The sequence below is a fragment of the Pantoea phytobeneficialis genome (assembly GCF_009728735.1).
Taxonomy (GTDB): Bacteria; Pseudomonadota; Gammaproteobacteria; order Enterobacterales; family Enterobacteriaceae; genus Pantoea; species Pantoea phytobeneficialis.
On record NZ_CP024636.1, the window covers coordinates 2,688,659 to 2,705,354 of the forward strand.

Genomic DNA, 16,696 nt, shown 5'->3' on the forward strand with positions numbered 1-16,696 from the left:
GTGTGGTACCGGTGGAAAAAACGTCCGGGAGCTCAGTCAGGGGGCGTGCGCGGATGTCAAAAACAGGCCCGGCAGACGTAAGGGCGAAACTGTATATGGCGGCGATCGTAGCGATCAGGTGGAATGCCCCGGCGAAGGCGCTGTACCAGAGGCTAATCGCGAAGGGCAAAGCCAGCAAGGCCGCGCTTGGAGCGGTGATGCGCAAGCTGGTTCATCAGTGCTTCGGGGTGCTGAAAACGCGGATGAAGTGGGATGAAAATTACGCAGCTACCGCTTGACGTTCAAGACGGTAGCTACGATCATTGCCTCCTTTGCACCATCCTGAGGCATTCCCGCACCCTTTTTGCGCCTCGTTTGATTTATTCTAATTTTACGTCGTAATTCGCATTACATTTTCTCATGCAAAAGATTTTTTTATGCGGTGCCATTGGCCCATACGGAGTGCTGGATTACATTATTTTTCTGTATAAAAGTTAACTTGTTGTATTTTGTGCGTGGTTAATCACATAAAACCAGTGAATTATCCTGCATCCTGTGCGGCGTTTTGCTGACGCCCAACGCAAGTTCGCCCTCGTTTTGCTTATGGTTAATTGCCTCGTTCGGTGGTAACGTCAGCGCAAAGAGAACGTTTGCGTCAGCCGCAATCGGCTACGCAGGCGCGTCACGCTCACTTGTTTCTACAGGATGGTTATGACTCAGCAAACGCCTCTATTCGAACAGCATCAGGCCTGCGGCGCACGTATGGTGGATTTTCACGGCTGGATGATGCCGCTCCACTACGGCTCGCAAATGGATGAGCATCATGTGGTACGCACTGATGCCGGCATGTTTGATGTTTCCCACATGACCATCGTTGACCTGCACGGTGCCCGCACCCGCGAATTTCTGCGTTACCTGCTGGCGAACGACGTCGCCAAACTGACCCAGCCAGGCAAAGCGCTTTACACCGGCATGCTAAATGCATCAGGTGGCGTCATTGATGATTTGATTGTTTACTTTATGACCGAGGACTTCTTCCGTCTGGTGGTGAACTCAGCCACGCGTGAGAAAGACCTTGCATGGATTGGTGAACACGCACAGCCGTATGGCATTACCCTGACTGAACGTGACGATTTAGCACTGATCGCGGTGCAGGGACCGCATGCGCAACAGAAAGCGCAGTCGCTGTTCAGTGCCGCGCAACGTGATGCCGTCGCGGGCATGAAACCGTTCTTCGGTGTGCAGGCGGATGATCTGTTTATCGCTACCACCGGTTATACCGGTGAAGCGGGCTACGAAATTGCCATGCCGGCTAACGCCGCCGCGGATTTCTGGCAGCGCCTGTTGGCGGCAGGGGTTAAACCGGCTGGTTTGGGTGCGCGTGATACGTTGCGTCTGGAAGCGGGGATGAACCTCTACGGCCAGGAGATGGACGAGGGCGTTTCACCGCTGGCGGCGAATATGGGCTGGACCATTGTTTGGGAACCCACCGACCGTGATTTTATTGGCCGCGAGGCGTTGGAAGCTCAGCGCGCTGCCGGAACAGAAAAACTGGTCGGTCTGATCATGACCGAAAAAGGGGTGTTGCGTAACGGCCTGCCGGTACGTTTCACCGATGAACAAGGTCAGCCGCAGCAGGGTATTATTACCAGTGGATCCTTCTCACCGACGCTGGGATACAGCATTGCGCTGGCACGCGTGCCAGCCGGAATTGGCGAGCAGGCGATTGTGGAAATCCGCAATCGTGAAATGCCGGTAAAGGTCACCAAACCAATTTTTGTTCGCGCCGGTAAACCGGTCGCACAGTAACTTTTTCAGGAGATTTGGCGATGAGCAATGTACCAAACGAATTGAAGTACAAAGATAGCCACGAGTGGGTGCGTCAGGAAGCCGATGGCACCTACACCGTAGGGATTACCGAACATGCTCAGGAGCTGTTGGGTGACATGGTGTTTGTCGATCTGCCGGAAGTGGGCCGCGTGGTTGAGAGCGGTGAAGATTGCGCAGTTGCCGAATCGGTAAAAGCGGCTTCTGATATTTACGCTCCCATCAGTGGCGAAATTTTGGCGGTCAACGAAGAGCTGGAAAGCTCACCGGAACTGATCAACAGCGACCCCTACACCGACGGTTGGCTGTTCAAAATCAAGGCCAGCGATGAGTCTGAACTCGAGTCGTTGATGGATGCCGAAGGTTATAAAAAAACCATCGAAGATTAAGCGCCAGTATCAGAAGGTGTCGCGTGGCGGCACCTTTCTTTTTTGTCTGTATTAATACCCAGCCCGATTCAGGATTTACTGCTAATGACTCAGACTCTCAGCCAGCTTGAACATAACGGTGCTTTTATTGAGCGCCATATCGGACCAACGCCGGAGCAACAGGCCACCATGCTGGAAGCGATTGGTGCCAGCTCTTTGGAATCCCTGATTGGTTCCATTGTGCCTGCCGACATCCAATTGCCGGGACCGCCCGCTGTGGGTGATGCAGCCACCGAGCAGCAGGCGCTGGCAGAGCTGAAAGCAATTGCCAGTCAGAACCAGCGTTATAAATCCTGGATTGGTATGGGCTACACTGCGGTGATCACCCCCCCGGTGATTCTGCGCAACATGCTGGAAAATCCGGGCTGGTACACCGCCTATACCCCGTACCAGCCGGAAGTGTCGCAGGGCCGTCTGGAAGCGCTGCTCAACTTCCAGACCCTGACGCTGGACCTGACCGGCCTTGATATCGCATCGGCTTCACTGCTTGACGAAGCCACCGCCGCCGCTGAAGCGATGGCGATGGCAAAACGCGTCAGCAAGCTAAAAAATGCCAACAAATTCTTTATCGCTGACGACATCCATCCGCAAACACTGGATGTGGTGCGTACGCGTGCCGAAACCTTTGGTTTTGAACTGATTATCGATAGCGCAGCAAAAGCGCTCGATCATGACGACCTGTTTGGTGTGCTGCTGCAACAGGCGGGTACCACCGGTGAAGTGCATGACTACCGTTCGCTGATTGCCGAGCTGAAAAGCCGCAAAGTGGTGGTGAGTGTCGCCTCTGACTTTATGGCGTTGGTGCAACTGGAAGCACCGGGCAAGCAGGGCGCAGACATTGTATTTGGTTCTGCGCAACGTTTCGGTGTGCCAATGGGCTACGGTGGTCCTCACGCGGCATTTTTTGCCAGCCGTGACGAGCACAAGCGTTCTATGCCGGGGCGTATCATCGGTGTGTCGCGCGATGCCGCCGGTAACACCGCGCTGCGTATGGCGATGCAAACCCGTGAACAGCATATCCGCCGTGAGAAGGCCAACTCCAACATCTGTACTTCACAGGTGCTGCTGGCAAACATCGCTGGTTTCTATGCGGTTTATCATGGACCGGCTGGCCTGAAACGTATTGCTTCGCGTATCCACCGTCTGACCAGCATCCTGGCGGCCGGACTGAAAAATGGCGGACTGAAACTGCGCCACAATAGCTGGTTCGATACCCTGACCGTCGAAGTGGCTGACAAAGCGGCAGTGCTAAACCGTGCTCTGAGTTTCGGTGTTAACCTGCGTAGCGACATTCATCACGCCGTGGGCATCACGCTGGATGAAACTACCCGTCGTGAAGACGTGCAGGCGCTGTTCGCCATTTTGCTGGGTGATGAACATGGCCAGGACATTGATGCGCTGGACAGCGCCGTGGCTGCTGAAAACAGCGGAATCCCGGCAGCGCAGCAGCGCCAGAGTGCGATTCTCGAGCACCCGGTATTTAACCGTCATCACAGCGAAACTGAGATGATGCGTTATATGCACAGCCTGGAGAAAAAGGATCTGGCGCTGAACCAGGCGATGATCCCGCTCGGTTCCTGCACCATGAAACTGAACGCCGCCGCAGAGATGATCCCAATTACCTGGCCGGAATTCGCTGAACTGCACCCGTTCTGCCCGGCAGAACAGGCGTCCGGTTATCTGCAAATGATCGGCCAACTGTCGCAGTGGTTGGTACAGCTGACCGGTTACGACGCGCTGTGTATGCAGCCGAACTCTGGTGCGCAGGGTGAATATGCTGGCTTGCTGGCTATCCGTCGCTACCACGAAAGCCGTAACGAAGGCGATCGTCATATTTGTTTGATCCCCAGCTCTGCGCATGGCACCAACCCGGCGTCGGCACAGATGGCGGGAATGTCGGTGGTGGTGGTGGCCTGTGACAAACAGGGCAACATCGACCTCGGCGATCTGCGTGAGAAAGCGGCGCAGTCAGGCGATAAACTCTCCTGCATCATGGTGACCTACCCGTCAACGCACGGCGTGTATGAAGAGACTATCCGTGAAGTGTGCCAGATCGTGCATCAGTACGGCGGTCAGGTTTATCTGGATGGCGCCAACATGAACGCACAGGTGGGGATCACCACGCCAGGTTATATCGGCGCGGATGTCTCTCACCTTAACCTGCATAAAACTTTCTGTATTCCACACGGCGGTGGCGGCCCAGGTATGGGACCGATCGGCGTGAAAGCGCATCTGGCACCGTTTGTACCGGGCCATAGCGTAGTGCAGATTGATGGTGTACTGACGCAGCAGGGCGCGGTATCCGCAGCCCCCTTTGGCAGTGCCTCGATTCTGCCGATCAGCTGGATGTATATCCGCATGATGGGTGCTGAAGGATTGAAGCAGGCGAGTTCGGTGGCAATCCTCAATGCCAACTACATCGCCAGCCGTTTGCAGTCAGCCTATCCGATTCTCTATACCGGTCGCGATGATCGCGTGGCGCATGAATGTATTCTTGATATTCGCCCGCTGAAAGAACAAACCGGCATCAGCGAAATGGATATCGCCAAACGTCTGATCGATTACGGGTTCCATGCGCCAACCATGTCATTCCCGGTTGCGGGGACGCTGATGGTCGAGCCGACGGAATCAGAGAGCAAAATCGAGCTGGATCGCTTTATTGATGCGATGTTGGCAATCCGTATGGAAATCGATCGTGTGGCAGATGGTGAATGGCCGGCAGAGGACAACCCGCTGGTCAATGCGCCGCACACTCAGATGGAGATCGTTGGTGAGTGGGCGCATCCGTACAGCCGTGAGCTGGCCGTGTTCCCGGCAGGCAGCGCTAACAAATACTGGCCGACGGTAAAACGTCTGGATGATGTGTTTGGCGATCGCAACCTGTTCTGTAGCTGCGTACCGATGAGTGAGTATGCGTAAGCTACACTGAACCACACGTTATCGAAGGCCGGGAAACCGGCCTTTTTCTTTGGAGGCAAAATGGAACTGGCATTAGTCACTGGCGCAAGTCGCGGTATCGGTCGTGCTACGGCGTTATTACTGGCGCAGGCAGGTTATTGCGTGGCGGTGAATTACCGCCAGCGTGAAGCTGAAGCGCAACAGGTGGTCGCCGCCATCGAAGCACAGGGTGGCAAGGCGTTTACGGTGCAGGCGGATATCGCCGATGAAGCGCAGGTGGTACGGATGTTTCAGCAGCTTGACCGCTACGAAGCGCCGCTGAAGGTGTTGGTCAACAATGCGGGCATTCTGTTTCAGCAGTGCCGCACTGAAGACCTGACCGCAGAACGCCTCCAGCGTGTCTTTGCTACCAATGTCACCGGTACGTTCTTATGCTGCCGCGAAGCGGTGAAGCGCATGGGAACCCAACACGGCGGCAGCGGTGGCGCGATCGTCAACGTGTCATCCGCCGCGGCCAGAACCGGAGCGCCAGGAGAATATGTGGATTACGCCGCCTCCAAAGGCGCGATGGATACACTTACTAAAGGCTTATCGCTGGAAGTTGCCGCGCAGGGGATTCGCGTGAACGGCGTACGTCCGGGATTTATTTACACCGAAATGCATGCTGACGGTGGTGAACCTGGCAGGGTAGATCGGCTTGCCAGCGTTATCCCAATGGGGCGTGGCGGTCAGCCGCAAGAGATCGCCGAGGCTATCCTCTGGCTCACCAGTGATGCCGCATCCTATATCACCGGCACTATCATTGATGCCGCAGGTGGGCGGTAAACAAAATATCTCTCCGATCCGTAGCGGCGCGGATTTATCGCGCAATTTCGCGTGCTGTGCCGGAAAAACCGCGCGATAAATCGCGCCGCTACGTCTGATCATACTGGCTGAAACACTGATTCACAGATTAATTTTAGCGTACATGTGTACACTGAAATTAATTCTGGTTACTCTGATGCACAGAAAAAGCACAGTCAGTTTCTTCGTTTTTCGGGATGCACTCTCATGGTACAGAACCGTCTTATCGCTCAGGGCTATTCGCTGGCAGAGGAGATTGCTAACAGTATCAGCCACGGATTAGGCTGCCTGTTTGGCATTATTGGCCTGGTATTGCTTTTAACGCAAGCCGTTGAAATGCAGGCGGATGCCACCGCGATCACCAGCTACAGTTTGTATGGTGGCAGCATGATCCTGCTGTTTCTGGCGTCGACCCTTTATCACGCCATTCCACACCAGAAAGCCAAATACTGGCTGAAAAAATTTGACCACTGTGCCATCTATTTGCTGATTGCGGGGACGTATACGCCATTCCTGCTGGTGGGACTGAAATCGTCGCTGGCTAAAGGGCTGATGATTGTCATCTGGAGCCTCGCGCTGGCGGGAATCATCTTTAAACTCACCATTGCCCACCGTTTTAAGGTGCTATCGCTGGTCACCTATCTCAGTATGGGCTGGCTGTCGCTGGTGGTGATTTATCAACTGGCAACAAAATTGTCAGCGGGTGGCGTATGGCTGCTGGCGGCGGGCGGGATCGTGTACTCGTTAGGCGTGATTTTCTATGTCGCGCGCCGCATCCCCTATAACCATGCAATCTGGCACGCGTTTGTGTTGGGTGGCAGTGTGTGCCACTTCTGCGCTATTTATTTCTATGTGATGTAAAATCCATCCTCCCGGTCTTGCATATGACATATCTCCCTCTCCCGTCTTGCGGGAGAGGGGCGGGGTGAGGGAAAAGGAAGCCTGAGAAATTTAATCTTCGAGAGAATAGGGCAATGGCTGAATAGTCAGCTTGCCCCCTTCATCACCCTCCACCCGCAGCACGCTATCCGGTTCCAGATCGTTATTCATCACCACCTGAATCCATGCTTCACCGTCATCCAGTTGAACGGCGGTGAGCACGGTGCCGGTGCGACGCCACCTGTCACCCATCTGTAATTCCAGCGACCCATCGGCCGGTGGCAGATGGCTGGCCTGGCCAGCCAGCCAGTACAGCGCGCGTTTGTTGGCGCCACGGAATTTCGCGCGTGCTACCATCTCCTGCCCGGTGTAGCAGCCTTTTTTAAAGCTGATGGCATCCAGCGCTTGCAGGTTAGTGGCTTGTGGGATCAACTGTGCGCTGGTGGCGCTGTCAATCACCGGAATGCCTGCTTCAATATCCAGTGCCAGCCACTGCGTGCTGTCATTGAATTGCGCATCACCCGTCAGTTTATCCTTCAGCGCTTCAGCCTGGGCCAGCGTAGTAACCAACAGGAAGCGTTCCGCCGGTTGCTCAAACCACAGCAGAGTCGTGTCGCCCTGCTCCACCACCGGGGTTGTGGCATCCGGCAGCACCGGGAACAGACCTGCCAGTGCCGTGCGTGCCTGGAAGCCAGCCAGGCCCAGCAGTACGGCATCATCATCGGCGGCAATGGCCACCTTGGCGAACACCGCATATTTTTTCAGCTCCGTAAGCTGGGTATCACGCAGATTACGGCGTACCAGGTAGCCATAACCTTCGCCACGATGAAACAGACGCAGGCTGCTCCACATTTTCCCTTTGGCATCGCAATGCGCGGCCGGACGATGCTGTGTCGCATCCAGCGCGGCTACATCCAGCGTCAGTTGGCCTTGCAAATACGAGGTGCTGTCTTTGCCCTGCACCGCAACCAGCGCCCACTCATCGAGTGACATCAGGGTTAAAGGCAGACGAGATGATGCAGTCGGCTGACGAGGGGGAAGGGTAAATATGGGCATGGGTTTTTCCTGATTAATGGGTTCATCCGTAGACAATCTTTCCATGTTAAAAGAGCAGCGCGGCTTTGCAACCAGTTTGCGGAACCTGACGCACAAATCGCGTGATAACCCTGCATTGTGTGAAAGGGTTTTGCGCGTCACTGCACAGCCAGTGCAGTGACGCCTGCACCCGCGAAAAAAAGCAGGTACACTGAGTGCCATTGTTTGCCGCTGTGGAAAAGAGACATGGATATTCATGACAAAGCCCGCGTCCAATGGGCGTGCCGTCGGGGCATGCTGGAGCTGGACATCGCTATCATGCCGTTTTTCAAATATGAGTACGATTCGCTGACTGACACCGACAAGCAGGTGTTCGTGGCCTTATTGAAAAGCGACGACCCGGATTTATTCAACTGGATGATGAACCACGGTGAACCGGTCGATCCCGAGTTTCAGCGTATGGTGAAACTGATTCAGCAGCGCAATCGTGAACGCGGTCCGGTGGCGATGTAAGCTGCATCCATCGCACAGCGCCCGGATATTGCAGGCGCTGATGCTGCTGCTTTGTTGTTCACTGGTGGTTTGCCTGCCCTGGCCGGAAACATGGCGCTGGAGTAAAGCGCCGTTGTTGTTGGTATTGCTGGTGGAGGGATGGCGTCACCAACGGCAGTTGCAACGATGCTGCGGGCCACTTTCGTTGGATCATCAGGGTATCTGGCACTGGGATGATATGCGCTGGCACAACGCGTGCGCACCAGGCTGGTTGCCGATTGGCGTCTTGCTGGTGCTACGTAACGACCAGGGGCAATGCAGGCGGTTGTGGCTGATGCATGACAACATGCCAGAAGGCAACTGGCGCAGATTGCGCGCCTGCTGTTTAAGCCCGTAGCGGCGCGATTTATCGCGCGGTTTCGTGCGTAATGTGGAAAAAACCGCGCGATAAATCGCGCCGCTACATCGTAGGAATCACGCGTTAAAGTAGCGCGGCGGTTTCCGTCAGAATCTGTTCACACCATTGTTCGATGCGTTCATCACTCAGTTCAAACTGGTTCACATCATCAAGCGCCAGACCGACAAATTGTTTGCCATCGGCGGTTAACGGTTTCGGGCTGGTAAATTCGTAGCCTTCCAGCGGCCAGTAGCCGACAAACTGCACGCCCATCGGCTGCAACAGTTCATGCAGCATACCCAGCGCGTCGAGAAACCATTCACTGTAGCCAATCATGTCACCCATGCCATACAGGGCGACAATTTTTCCGCGCAGGTTCAGCGCCGGGATTTGCGGCCAAATCGCTTCCCAATCCTCCTGCAACTCACCGAAGTCCCAGGTTGGGATACCGAGGATCAGCAAATCGTACTGCTCCATCAACGCCGGATCGTCATCTTTCAGGTTGTGCAGGGTGACTAATTCTTCACCAATAAAGTCGCGAATCTTCTCCGCGGTCATTTCGGTGTAGCAGGTACTTGAACCGTAAAACAGGCCGATATTCATGCAATTAATGCTCTGTCTGAGACTCACTCTGGCGCAATTGTACCAGAAGCAGGCGCTTTTCAGGCATAATGAGCACGATTTCACACCGGTTGGAGGGAGAAAGTGGCAGACAGCGACCTGATTGAACAGTTTCTGGATACGCTCTGGATTGAGCGCAATCTGGCACAAAATACCCTCGCATCCTATCGCCAGGATCTGCAAACTCTCACCGGCTGGCTGCATCATCATGAGCGCACGCTGCTGACGCTGGAAGCACTCGACTTGCAGCAGTTTCTGGCGGAACGGGTGGAGGGCGGTTATAAAGCCACCAGCTCAGCACGTACCCTGAGCGCCATCCGGCGGTTGTTTCAATATCTTTACCGTGAAAAGCTGCGTAGCGACGATCCCAGCGCACTGCTTTCCGCCCCGAAACTCCCGCAGCGCTTGCCCAAGGATCTGAGTGAAAGCCAGGTAGAACGCCTGTTGCAGGCACCCTCGATTGAGATTCCGCTCGAACTGCGCGACAAAGCGATGCTGGAGCTACTCTACGCCACCGGTCTGCGCGTTTCTGAGCTGGTGGGGTTAACCCTGAGCGATGTCAGCCTGCGTCAGGGGGTGGTGCGGGTGATTGGTAAAGGCAACAAAGAGCGCCTTGTGCCAATGGGTGAAGAAGCGATTTACTGGATTGAGCATTATATGACGCATGGTCGTCCGTGGTTGCTCAATGGCCAGACGCTGGATGTGCTATTCCCCAGCAATCGCGCGCAAAAGATGACCCGTCAGACGTTCTGGCACCGGATTAAGCACTACGCTTTGCTGGCCGGAATCGACAGCGAAAAACTGTCGCCGCATGTGTTGCGCCACGCTTTTGCGACACATCTATTGAACCACGGTGCCGATTTGCGCGTCGTACAGATGTTGTTAGGTCACAGCGACCTTTCCACTACCCAAATTTATACGCACGTTGCCACTGAGCGCTTGCGATTGTTACATCAACAGCATCATCCGCGCGCCTGAAACGCGGCAACAAGGAAATGAGATGAAAAAACAGTTAACGATGCTGGCTCTGCTGGTCAGCACCTTCTCCGGGCTGGTTCATGCCGATGACAGCGCCATCCAGCAGGCTTTGAAAAAGTTGGGACTGCAACAGACGGAAATTCAGCCGTCACCGCTGCCAGGCATCAAAACTGTGCTGACGGAGAGTGGCGTGTTGTACGTCACCGACGATGGTAAGCACATGATTCAGGGGCCGTTGTACGATGTCAGCGGCGCACAACCGGTGAACGTGACGAACCAGCTGCTGGAGAAGAAAGTCACGGCGCTGGAACCGCAAATGATTATCTACAAAGCGCCGAAACAACAACACGTTATCACCGTGTTTACCGACATTACCTGTGGTTATTGCCGTAAGCTGCATGAGCAAATGGCTGACTACAACGCGTTGGGCATCACCGTGCGTTACCTGGCATTCCCGCGTGAAGGTCTGCATGGTCAGGTCGAAAAAGCGATGAAAGCCATCTGGTGCAGTGCCGATCGTAACAAACAGTTTGATGAGGCGATGAAAGGTAATGCGCCGCAGATGGACGCACCGGCGACCTGCAAAATCGATCTCGACCAGCAATATAAACTGGGCATCCTGTTTGGTATTCAGGGCACGCCTGCCATCCTGACCGACAGCGGCATGATGATCCCGGGTTATCAGGGGCCACAGGAGCTGAAGCAAGTGCTCGACGGCCAGAAAAGTGGCGGTTAATCCACAGTGATCCATTCTGTTGAACTGCGTCGGCGTGAACCCCATGCCGACGATACCTTGCCTGCCGATTTGCCGCCGCTGCTGCGGCGGCTCTACCTGCAACGTGGCGTGCGTGATGCCGCTGAACTCGAACGCGGTGCTAAACATCTGCTGCCGTGGCAAACGCTTGGTGGCATCGATGCTGCGGTGACGCTGCTGCATCAGATGCTGCGCGACGGTCGCCGCATTGTGGTGGTGGGCGATTTTGACGCCGATGGTGCCACCAGCACCGCGTTAACGGTGCTGGCGCTGCGCAGTCTCGGTGGCAACATCGACTACCTTGTCCCCAACCGTTTTGAAGATGGCTACGGCCTCAGCCCGGAAGTGGTGGAGCAGGCGCGGGCGCGCGGTGCCGAGATGATCCTCACGGTAGATAACGGCATTTCGTCGCATGCGGGCGTCGATACGGCGCATCAGCATGGCATCCCGGTGCTGGTCACCGATCACCACCTGCCGGGTGAAACGCTGCCTGCTGCCGAAGCCATTGTTAATCCAAATCTGAACGACAGCGATTTCCCCTCACGGGCGCTGGCGGGCGTGGGCGTCGCCTTCTATCTGATGCTGGCGTTGCGCGCGTACCTGCGTACGCAAAACTGGTTTAGCGAGGGCCGGGCGGAACCCAATCTGGCGGAATGGCTTGATCTGGTAGCGCTGGGCACCGTGGCTGACGTGGTACCGTTGGATGCCAACAACCGCATTCTGGTGTGGCAAGGCTTAAGCCGCATCCGCGCCGGGAAATGCCGCGCCGGTATTCGTGCGTTGCTGGAAATCGCCAATCGCGATGCGCGACAACTGGTGGCGAGCGATCTCGGTTTCGCCATCGGTCCCCGTCTCAATGCGGCGGGGCGTCTGGATGATATGTCGGTGGGCGTTGCCTTGTTGCTGACCGAAGACATCAGCGAAGCGCGCATGCTGGCCAACGAGCTGGACGCGTTGAATCAGACGCGTAAAGAGATTGAGCAGGGCATGAAAAGCGAAGCGCTGGCGTTGTGTGATGCGCTGGAGCGACAACACACCGACTTGCCGCTCGGTCTGGCGTTCTACCATCCCGAGTGGCATCAGGGAGTGGTAGGGATTTTGGCTTCGCGCCTCAAGGAGCGTTTCCACCGTCCGGTGATCGCTTTCGCTCCGGCAGGGGACGGCACGCTGAAGGGCTCTGGCCGCTCGATTGCCGGGCTCCATCTGCGTGACGCGCTGGAACGTCTCGATACCCTGCATCCTGGCCTGATGATCAAATTCGGCGGTCATGCGATGGCCGCGGGATTATCGCTGCAAGAAGCTCGCTACGAAGAGTTTCGTCAGCGCTTTGCCGCGTTGATTGACGAATGGCTGGATGGCGAAGCGTTGCAGGGGGTAATCTGGTCAGATGGTGAATTGCGCGCGCAGGAGTTTTCGCTGCAAACCGCTGAGCTACTGCGGGAAGCGGGACCCTGGGGCCAGGCATTCCCTGAACCGGTATTTGATGGCCGGTTTAAACTGCTGCAACAACGGCTGGTGGGTGAACGTCATCTGAAAGTGATGGTGGAGCCGATTGGCGGAGGTCCGTTGCTGGATGGCATCGCCTTTAACGTTGATACGACTTTGTGGCCGGACAGCAGCGTGCGCCAGGTCGAACTGGCCTACAAACTGGACATTAACGAGTATCGTGGCAACCGTTCGGTGCAGCTGATTATCGACCATCTGTGGCCGCTGGCATAAGCGGCCAGCAAAGCTATAAAGTGAACGCGCTTTCGGTTAAACTAGCGCGTTAGATTTTTCTCCTCTCACGAATCGTCAAAAAAGACTGAAAAGCCATGTTTGAAATCAACCCGGTCAAAAACCGTATTCAGGACCTCACCGAGCGCAGCGACGTTCTTAGGGGGTATCTTTGACTACGATGCCAAGAAAGAACGCCTCGAAGAAGTAAACGCCGAGCTGGAACAACCTGACGTCTGGAACGAACCTGAGCGTGCGCAAGCGCTGGGTAAAGAACGTTCGTCGTTAGAAATCATCGTCGGCACCCTGGACCAGATGTATCAGGGGCTGGAAGATGTGCAGGGCCTGCTGGAGCTGGCGGTTGAAGCCGATGACGAAGAAACCTTCAACGACACCATTGCCGAGCTGGACGTGTTGGAAACCAAGCTGGGTGAACTGGAATTCCGTCGTATGTTCTCCGGTGAATACGACAGCGCCGACTGCTACATCGACCTGCAAGCCGGTTCCGGCGGCACCGAAGCGCAGGACTGGGCCAGCATGCTGATGCGCATGTACCTGCGCTGGGCAGAAGCCAAAGGCTTCAAAACCGAGATTATTGAAGAGTCAGAAGGTGAAGTGGCCGGTCTGAAATCCGCCACCATTCGTGTTTCTGGCGAATATGCTTTCGGCTGGCTGCGTACCGAAACCGGCGTCCATCGCCTGGTGCGTAAGAGTCCGTTTGACTCGGGTGGCCGTCGTCACACCTCCTTCAGTTCTGCCTTTATCTATCCGGAAGTGGATGACGATATTGATATCGAAATCAACCCGGCAGATCTGCGTATTGACGTTTACCGTGCTTCGGGCGCGGGTGGTCAGCACGTTAACCGTACGGAATCTGCGGTACGTATCACCCACATTCCGACCGGCACCGTGACCCAGTGTCAGAACGATCGTTCGCAGCATAAGAACAAAGATCAGGCCATGAAGCAGATGAAAGCGAAGCTGTATGAGCTTGAGATGCAAAAGAAAAATGCTGAGAAACAGGCGGCGGAAGATAACAAATCTGACATCGGCTGGGGCAGCCAGATCCGTTCATACGTTCTCGATGATTCGCGCATCAAAGATCTGCGTACTGGCGTAGAAACGCGTAACACCCAGGCGGTGTTGGATGGCGATCTCGATCGTTTTATTGAAGCAAGTTTAAAAGCAGGGCTATAAGGAACCGACATGTCTGAACAACAACCGCAGAGCGCTGATGCCGCACTTGAGTTAAATAACGAACTGAAAACGCGTCGCGAAAAACTCAGCGCGCTGCGTGAAACCGGCGTGGCGTTTCCTAACGATTTTCGCCGTGACACCACCTCCGATCAGCTGCACGCCAGCTATGACGAAAAGAGCAACGAAGAGCTGGAAGACCTTGGCATCGAGGTCAGTGTTGCCGGTCGTATGATGACCCGCCGTATCATGGGCAAAGCGTCATTCATCACGTTGCAGGACGTCGGTGGCCGCATTCAGTTGTACGTGGCGCGCGATGATCTGGCGGAAGGCGTCTACAACGAGCAATTCAAGAAGTGGGATCTCGGCGATATCCTCGGCGCACGCGGTAAGCTGTTCAAAACCAAAACCGGTGAGCTGTCAATCCACTGCTCAGAACTGCGTCTGCTGACCAAAGCGCTGCGTCCTTTGCCGGACAAATTCCACGGCCTGGCCGATCAGGAAACCCGTTATCGTCAGCGTTACCTGGACCTGATTGCCAACGACGAATCGCGTCACACCTTCCAGGTGCGTTCAAAAATCATGGCGGGCATTCGTCAGTTCATGGTTGGTCGCGACTTTATGGAAGTGGAAACCCCGATGATGCAGGTGATCCCGGGTGGTGCGTCAGCCCGTCCGTTTATCACCCATCACAATGCGCTCGACATCGATATGTACCTGCGTATTGCGCCGGAACTGTATCTGAAGCGTCTGGTGGTTGGCGGTTTTGATCGCGTGTTTGAGATCAACCGTAACTTCCGTAACGAAGGCATCTCTCCGCGCCACAACCCAGAGTTCACCATGATGGAACTCTACATGGCGTATGCGGATTACAAAGATCTGATCGAGCTGACCGAAAGCCTGTTCCGTACTCTGGCGCAGGACGTCCTCGGCACCACGGAAGTCCCGTACGGTGAGAACACCTTCGATTTCGGCAAGCCGTTCGAAAAACTCACCATGCGCGAAGCGATCAAAAAGTACCGTCCGGAAACTGATCTGGCGGATCTGGATGATTTCGACAAAGCCGTGGCGATTGCCAACTCACTGCACATCAAAGTCGAGAAGAGCTGGGGTCTGGGCCGCGTGGTTACCGAGATCTTCGAAGAAACCGCCGAAGCGCATCTGATCCAGCCGACCTTCATCACCGAATATCCGGCAGAAGTGTCACCGCTGGCACGTCGTAACGACGAGAACCCGGAAATCACCGATCGCTTTGAATTCTTCATCGGTGGTCGTGAAATCGGTAACGGCTTCTCCGAGCTGAATGATGCGGAAGATCAGGCTGAGCGTTTCCTGCAACAGGTGAACGCTAAAGATGCCGGTGATGACGAAGCGATGTTCTATGACGAAGACTATGTCACCGCGCTGGAACATGGTCTGCCGCCAACTGCCGGTCTGGGTATTGGTATCGACCGTATGGTGATGTTGTTTACCAACAGCCACACCATTCGCGACGTAATCCTGTTCCCGGCACTGCGCCCTTCAGGTAAATAATCACACCATCCGTAGCGGCGCGATAAATCGCGCCGCTACATCCGGAAAAGGTCGGCATTGATGCCGACCTTTTTTCTCCATTAAAAAATCCAGATGACAACCCGGCACGCTCTGTGCAGGATGGTTTTTTTATTTTCAGGGATCCACCATGAGTGCAAAAACGGCATCACTGGAAGGCCGGATTCGTCAGCACTGGGAGCAACTCTCCAGCCACGAACAGCGGCTGGCCGACGTACTGCTGGCAGCCCCAGGCCAGCTCGCCATGAATACCGCCACTGAACTGGCGCACAGCGCCGGGGTTTCCAAAGCCACCACCACGCGTTTTTTCCGCCACCTCGGTTATGAAAGCTACGAAGCCGCTCGCCGTCAGGCGCGTGATATGCAGAGCAGCGGTTCACCGCTTTATCTGCAAGCCGCACCCAGCGCTTCACCGCTCGACAGCATCATGCAGCAACATCTGGAAAAAGAGATCGCCAATCTGGTGAACAGCTATCGCACGCTGGAGAGCAGCCAGTTGCAGGATGCGGTCAGCGCCATCGCCCGCGCACGGCGCGTGGTGGTGATGGGCTGGCGTCATAGCCAGACCATTGCGCAACTGATCTATCGCGATCTGATCCACGTTCACCCCGATATACGCCTGCTGCCTCGCCCCGGCGATTCGCTGGCGGAGCATCTGGCATCACTGAATGAACAGGATGTGGTGATTTGCGTTGGCCTGCGTCGTCGTATGCCAGCGTTAGAGGCCGCGATGAATGCGTTGGCCGAGCGCCAGGTACCGATGCTGTATCTGGCCGATGTGCTGTCCGGCAAACCGGCCCGCCATGCGCAATGGGTGGTACGCTGCCACACCGACAGTAGCCTGATTTTTGACAGCACCGCTGCACTCTCCGGCATCTGCAACTTGCTGTGCTCCCTGGTGGCGCGCGAGATGGGCAAAGCCAGCAACGATTACCTCGCCCAGGTTGAAGCGCTGCACCAATCCCTAGACGAACTCGAATAACGCCCCGCGCTGGCGCATATTGCACCCGCCATTGCACCGAAATGGTGCGCTGGCGGGCATCCCTGTTTCCAATGTATGAAATCACAGAAACGACAAATATGAACTAAGAAACAAATGTTTCT

16 protein-coding genes are annotated in these 16,696 nt (G+C 55.5%); 14 read left to right on the forward strand and 2 right to left on the reverse strand.

The window, feature by feature from the left end; genetic code table 11:
* The 6 genes from CTZ24_RS12480 to trhA form a co-directional block, all read left to right on the forward strand.
* Positions 1–278, forward strand: a 278-nt coding sequence (locus CTZ24_RS12480; RefSeq protein WP_208723593.1) for a transposase, incomplete at its 5' end; no start/stop codon positions are given.
* A 412-nt stretch (positions 279–690) separates the two neighbouring features.
* Positions 691–1,788, forward strand: coding sequence for a glycine cleavage system aminomethyltransferase GcvT (gene gcvT, locus CTZ24_RS12485; protein WP_208723679.1), 1,098 nt, complete (start codon positions 691–693; stop codon positions 1,786–1,788).
* 20 nt (positions 1,789–1,808) lie between these two features.
* Positions 1,809–2,195 (forward strand): glycine cleavage system protein GcvH, encoded by a 387-nt coding sequence (gene gcvH, locus CTZ24_RS12490; RefSeq protein ID WP_208723680.1) that lies wholly within the window; start codon positions 1,809–1,811, stop codon positions 2,193–2,195.
* A gap of 84 nt (positions 2,196–2,279) precedes the next feature.
* Positions 2,280–5,153, forward strand: a complete 2,874-nt coding sequence (gene gcvP / locus CTZ24_RS12495; protein WP_208723681.1) for an aminomethyl-transferring glycine dehydrogenase — start codon at positions 2,280–2,282, stop codon at positions 5,151–5,153.
* 60 nt (positions 5,154–5,213) lie between these two features.
* Positions 5,214–5,957, forward strand: a complete 744-nt coding sequence (locus tag CTZ24_RS12500; RefSeq protein ID WP_021184623.1) for an SDR family oxidoreductase — start codon at positions 5,214–5,216, stop codon at positions 5,955–5,957.
* Between the two features lie 225 nt (positions 5,958–6,182).
* Positions 6,183–6,836 (forward strand): PAQR family membrane homeostasis protein TrhA, encoded by a 654-nt coding sequence (trhA, locus tag CTZ24_RS12505; protein ID WP_021184622.1) that lies wholly within the window; start codon positions 6,183–6,185, stop codon positions 6,834–6,836.
* A gap of 90 nt (positions 6,837–6,926) precedes the next feature.
* On the opposite strand, the gene ygfZ is transcribed toward trhA, so the two are convergent.
* Positions 6,927–7,910: a tRNA-modifying protein YgfZ gene (ygfZ, locus tag CTZ24_RS12510; protein WP_208723682.1), complete on the reverse strand. Its 984-nt coding sequence runs from the start codon at positions 7,908–7,910 to the stop codon at positions 6,927–6,929.
* Positions 7,911–8,135: 225 nt separating this feature from the next.
* Between ygfZ and sdhE the strand changes: the two genes are divergently transcribed.
* Together sdhE and CTZ24_RS12520 are read left to right on the forward strand one after the other, a co-directional pair.
* A complete protein-coding gene (sdhE, locus tag CTZ24_RS12515) occupies positions 8,136–8,402 on the forward strand; it encodes an FAD assembly factor SdhE (protein WP_021184619.1) in 267 nt (88 codons plus the stop codon).
* Between the two features lie 40 nt (positions 8,403–8,442).
* The gene (locus CTZ24_RS12520) at positions 8,443–8,778 is read left to right on the forward strand and encodes a protein YgfX (RefSeq protein ID WP_244633973.1); all 336 of its coding nucleotides are present in this window, start codon (positions 8,443–8,445) and stop codon (positions 8,776–8,778) included.
* A gap of 84 nt (positions 8,779–8,862) precedes the next feature.
* Here the strand turns inward: CTZ24_RS12520 and fldB are convergent, their stop codons facing one another.
* A complete protein-coding gene (gene fldB / locus CTZ24_RS12525) occupies positions 8,863–9,381 on the reverse strand; it encodes a flavodoxin FldB (protein ID WP_021184617.1) in 519 nt (172 codons plus the stop codon).
* A gap of 102 nt (positions 9,382–9,483) precedes the next feature.
* Between fldB and xerD the strand changes: the two genes are divergently transcribed.
* From xerD to CTZ24_RS12555, 6 genes are all read left to right on the forward strand, one after another.
* A complete protein-coding gene (gene xerD / locus CTZ24_RS12530) occupies positions 9,484–10,377 on the forward strand; it encodes a site-specific tyrosine recombinase XerD (RefSeq protein ID WP_021184616.1) in 894 nt (297 codons plus the stop codon).
* Between the two features lie 22 nt (positions 10,378–10,399).
* On the forward strand, positions 10,400–11,113 hold the full coding sequence (gene dsbC / locus CTZ24_RS12535) for a bifunctional protein-disulfide isomerase/oxidoreductase DsbC (RefSeq protein ID WP_021184615.1): 714 nt from the start codon (positions 10,400–10,402) through the stop codon (positions 11,111–11,113).
* A 6-nt stretch (positions 11,114–11,119) separates the two neighbouring features.
* Positions 11,120–12,850, forward strand: a complete 1,731-nt coding sequence (recJ, locus tag CTZ24_RS12540) for a single-stranded-DNA-specific exonuclease RecJ (RefSeq protein ID WP_021184614.1) — start codon at positions 11,120–11,122, stop codon at positions 12,848–12,850.
* A gap of 95 nt (positions 12,851–12,945) precedes the next feature.
* A protein-coding gene (prfB, locus tag CTZ24_RS12545) for a peptide chain release factor 2 (RefSeq protein ID WP_152521887.1) occupies positions 12,946–14,044 on the forward strand; the annotation gives its coding sequence in 2 pieces (ribosomal slippage) (positions 12,946–13,020 and positions 13,022–14,044; 1,098 coding nt in all).
* 9 nt (positions 14,045–14,053) lie between these two features.
* The gene (lysS, locus tag CTZ24_RS12550) at positions 14,054–15,574 is read left to right on the forward strand and encodes a lysine--tRNA ligase (protein ID WP_208723684.1); all 1,521 of its coding nucleotides are present in this window, start codon (positions 14,054–14,056) and stop codon (positions 15,572–15,574) included.
* Positions 15,575–15,722: 148 nt separating this feature from the next.
* Positions 15,723–16,574: a MurR/RpiR family transcriptional regulator gene (locus CTZ24_RS12555; protein WP_208723685.1), complete on the forward strand. Its 852-nt coding sequence runs from the start codon at positions 15,723–15,725 to the stop codon at positions 16,572–16,574.
* Positions 16,575–16,696: the final 122 nt, after the last annotated feature.

What these genes read in the sequence shown, in the direction of transcription:
- gcvT (WP_208723679.1), top strand. Translation starts at nt 691, where the DNA reads ATGACTCAGCAAACGCCTCTATTCGAACAGCATCAGGCCTGCGGCGCA.
- gcvH (WP_208723680.1), top strand. Translation starts at nt 1,809, where the DNA reads ATGAGCAATGTACCAAACGAATTGAAGTACAAAGATAGCCACGAGTGG.
- gcvP (WP_208723681.1), top strand. Translation starts at nt 2,280, where the DNA reads ATGACTCAGACTCTCAGCCAGCTTGAACATAACGGTGCTTTTATTGAG.
- CTZ24_RS12500 (WP_021184623.1), top strand. Translation starts at nt 5,214, where the DNA reads ATGGAACTGGCATTAGTCACTGGCGCAAGTCGCGGTATCGGTCGTGCT.
- trhA (WP_021184622.1), top strand. Translation starts at nt 6,183, where the DNA reads ATGGTACAGAACCGTCTTATCGCTCAGGGCTATTCGCTGGCAGAGGAG.
- ygfZ (WP_208723682.1), bottom strand. Translation starts at nt 7,910, where the DNA reads ATGCCCATATTTACCCTTCCCCCTCGTCAGCCGACTGCATCATCTCGT.
- sdhE (WP_021184619.1), top strand. Translation starts at nt 8,136, where the DNA reads ATGGATATTCATGACAAAGCCCGCGTCCAATGGGCGTGCCGTCGGGGC.
- CTZ24_RS12520 (WP_244633973.1), top strand. Translation starts at nt 8,443, where the DNA reads ATGCTGCTGCTTTGTTGTTCACTGGTGGTTTGCCTGCCCTGGCCGGAA.
- fldB (WP_021184617.1), bottom strand. Translation starts at nt 9,381, where the DNA reads ATGAATATCGGCCTGTTTTACGGTTCAAGTACCTGCTACACCGAAATG.
- dsbC (WP_021184615.1), top strand. Translation starts at nt 10,400, where the DNA reads ATGAAAAAACAGTTAACGATGCTGGCTCTGCTGGTCAGCACCTTCTCC.
- lysS (WP_208723684.1), top strand. Translation starts at nt 14,054, where the DNA reads ATGTCTGAACAACAACCGCAGAGCGCTGATGCCGCACTTGAGTTAAAT.
- CTZ24_RS12555 (WP_208723685.1), top strand. Translation starts at nt 15,723, where the DNA reads ATGAGTGCAAAAACGGCATCACTGGAAGGCCGGATTCGTCAGCACTGG.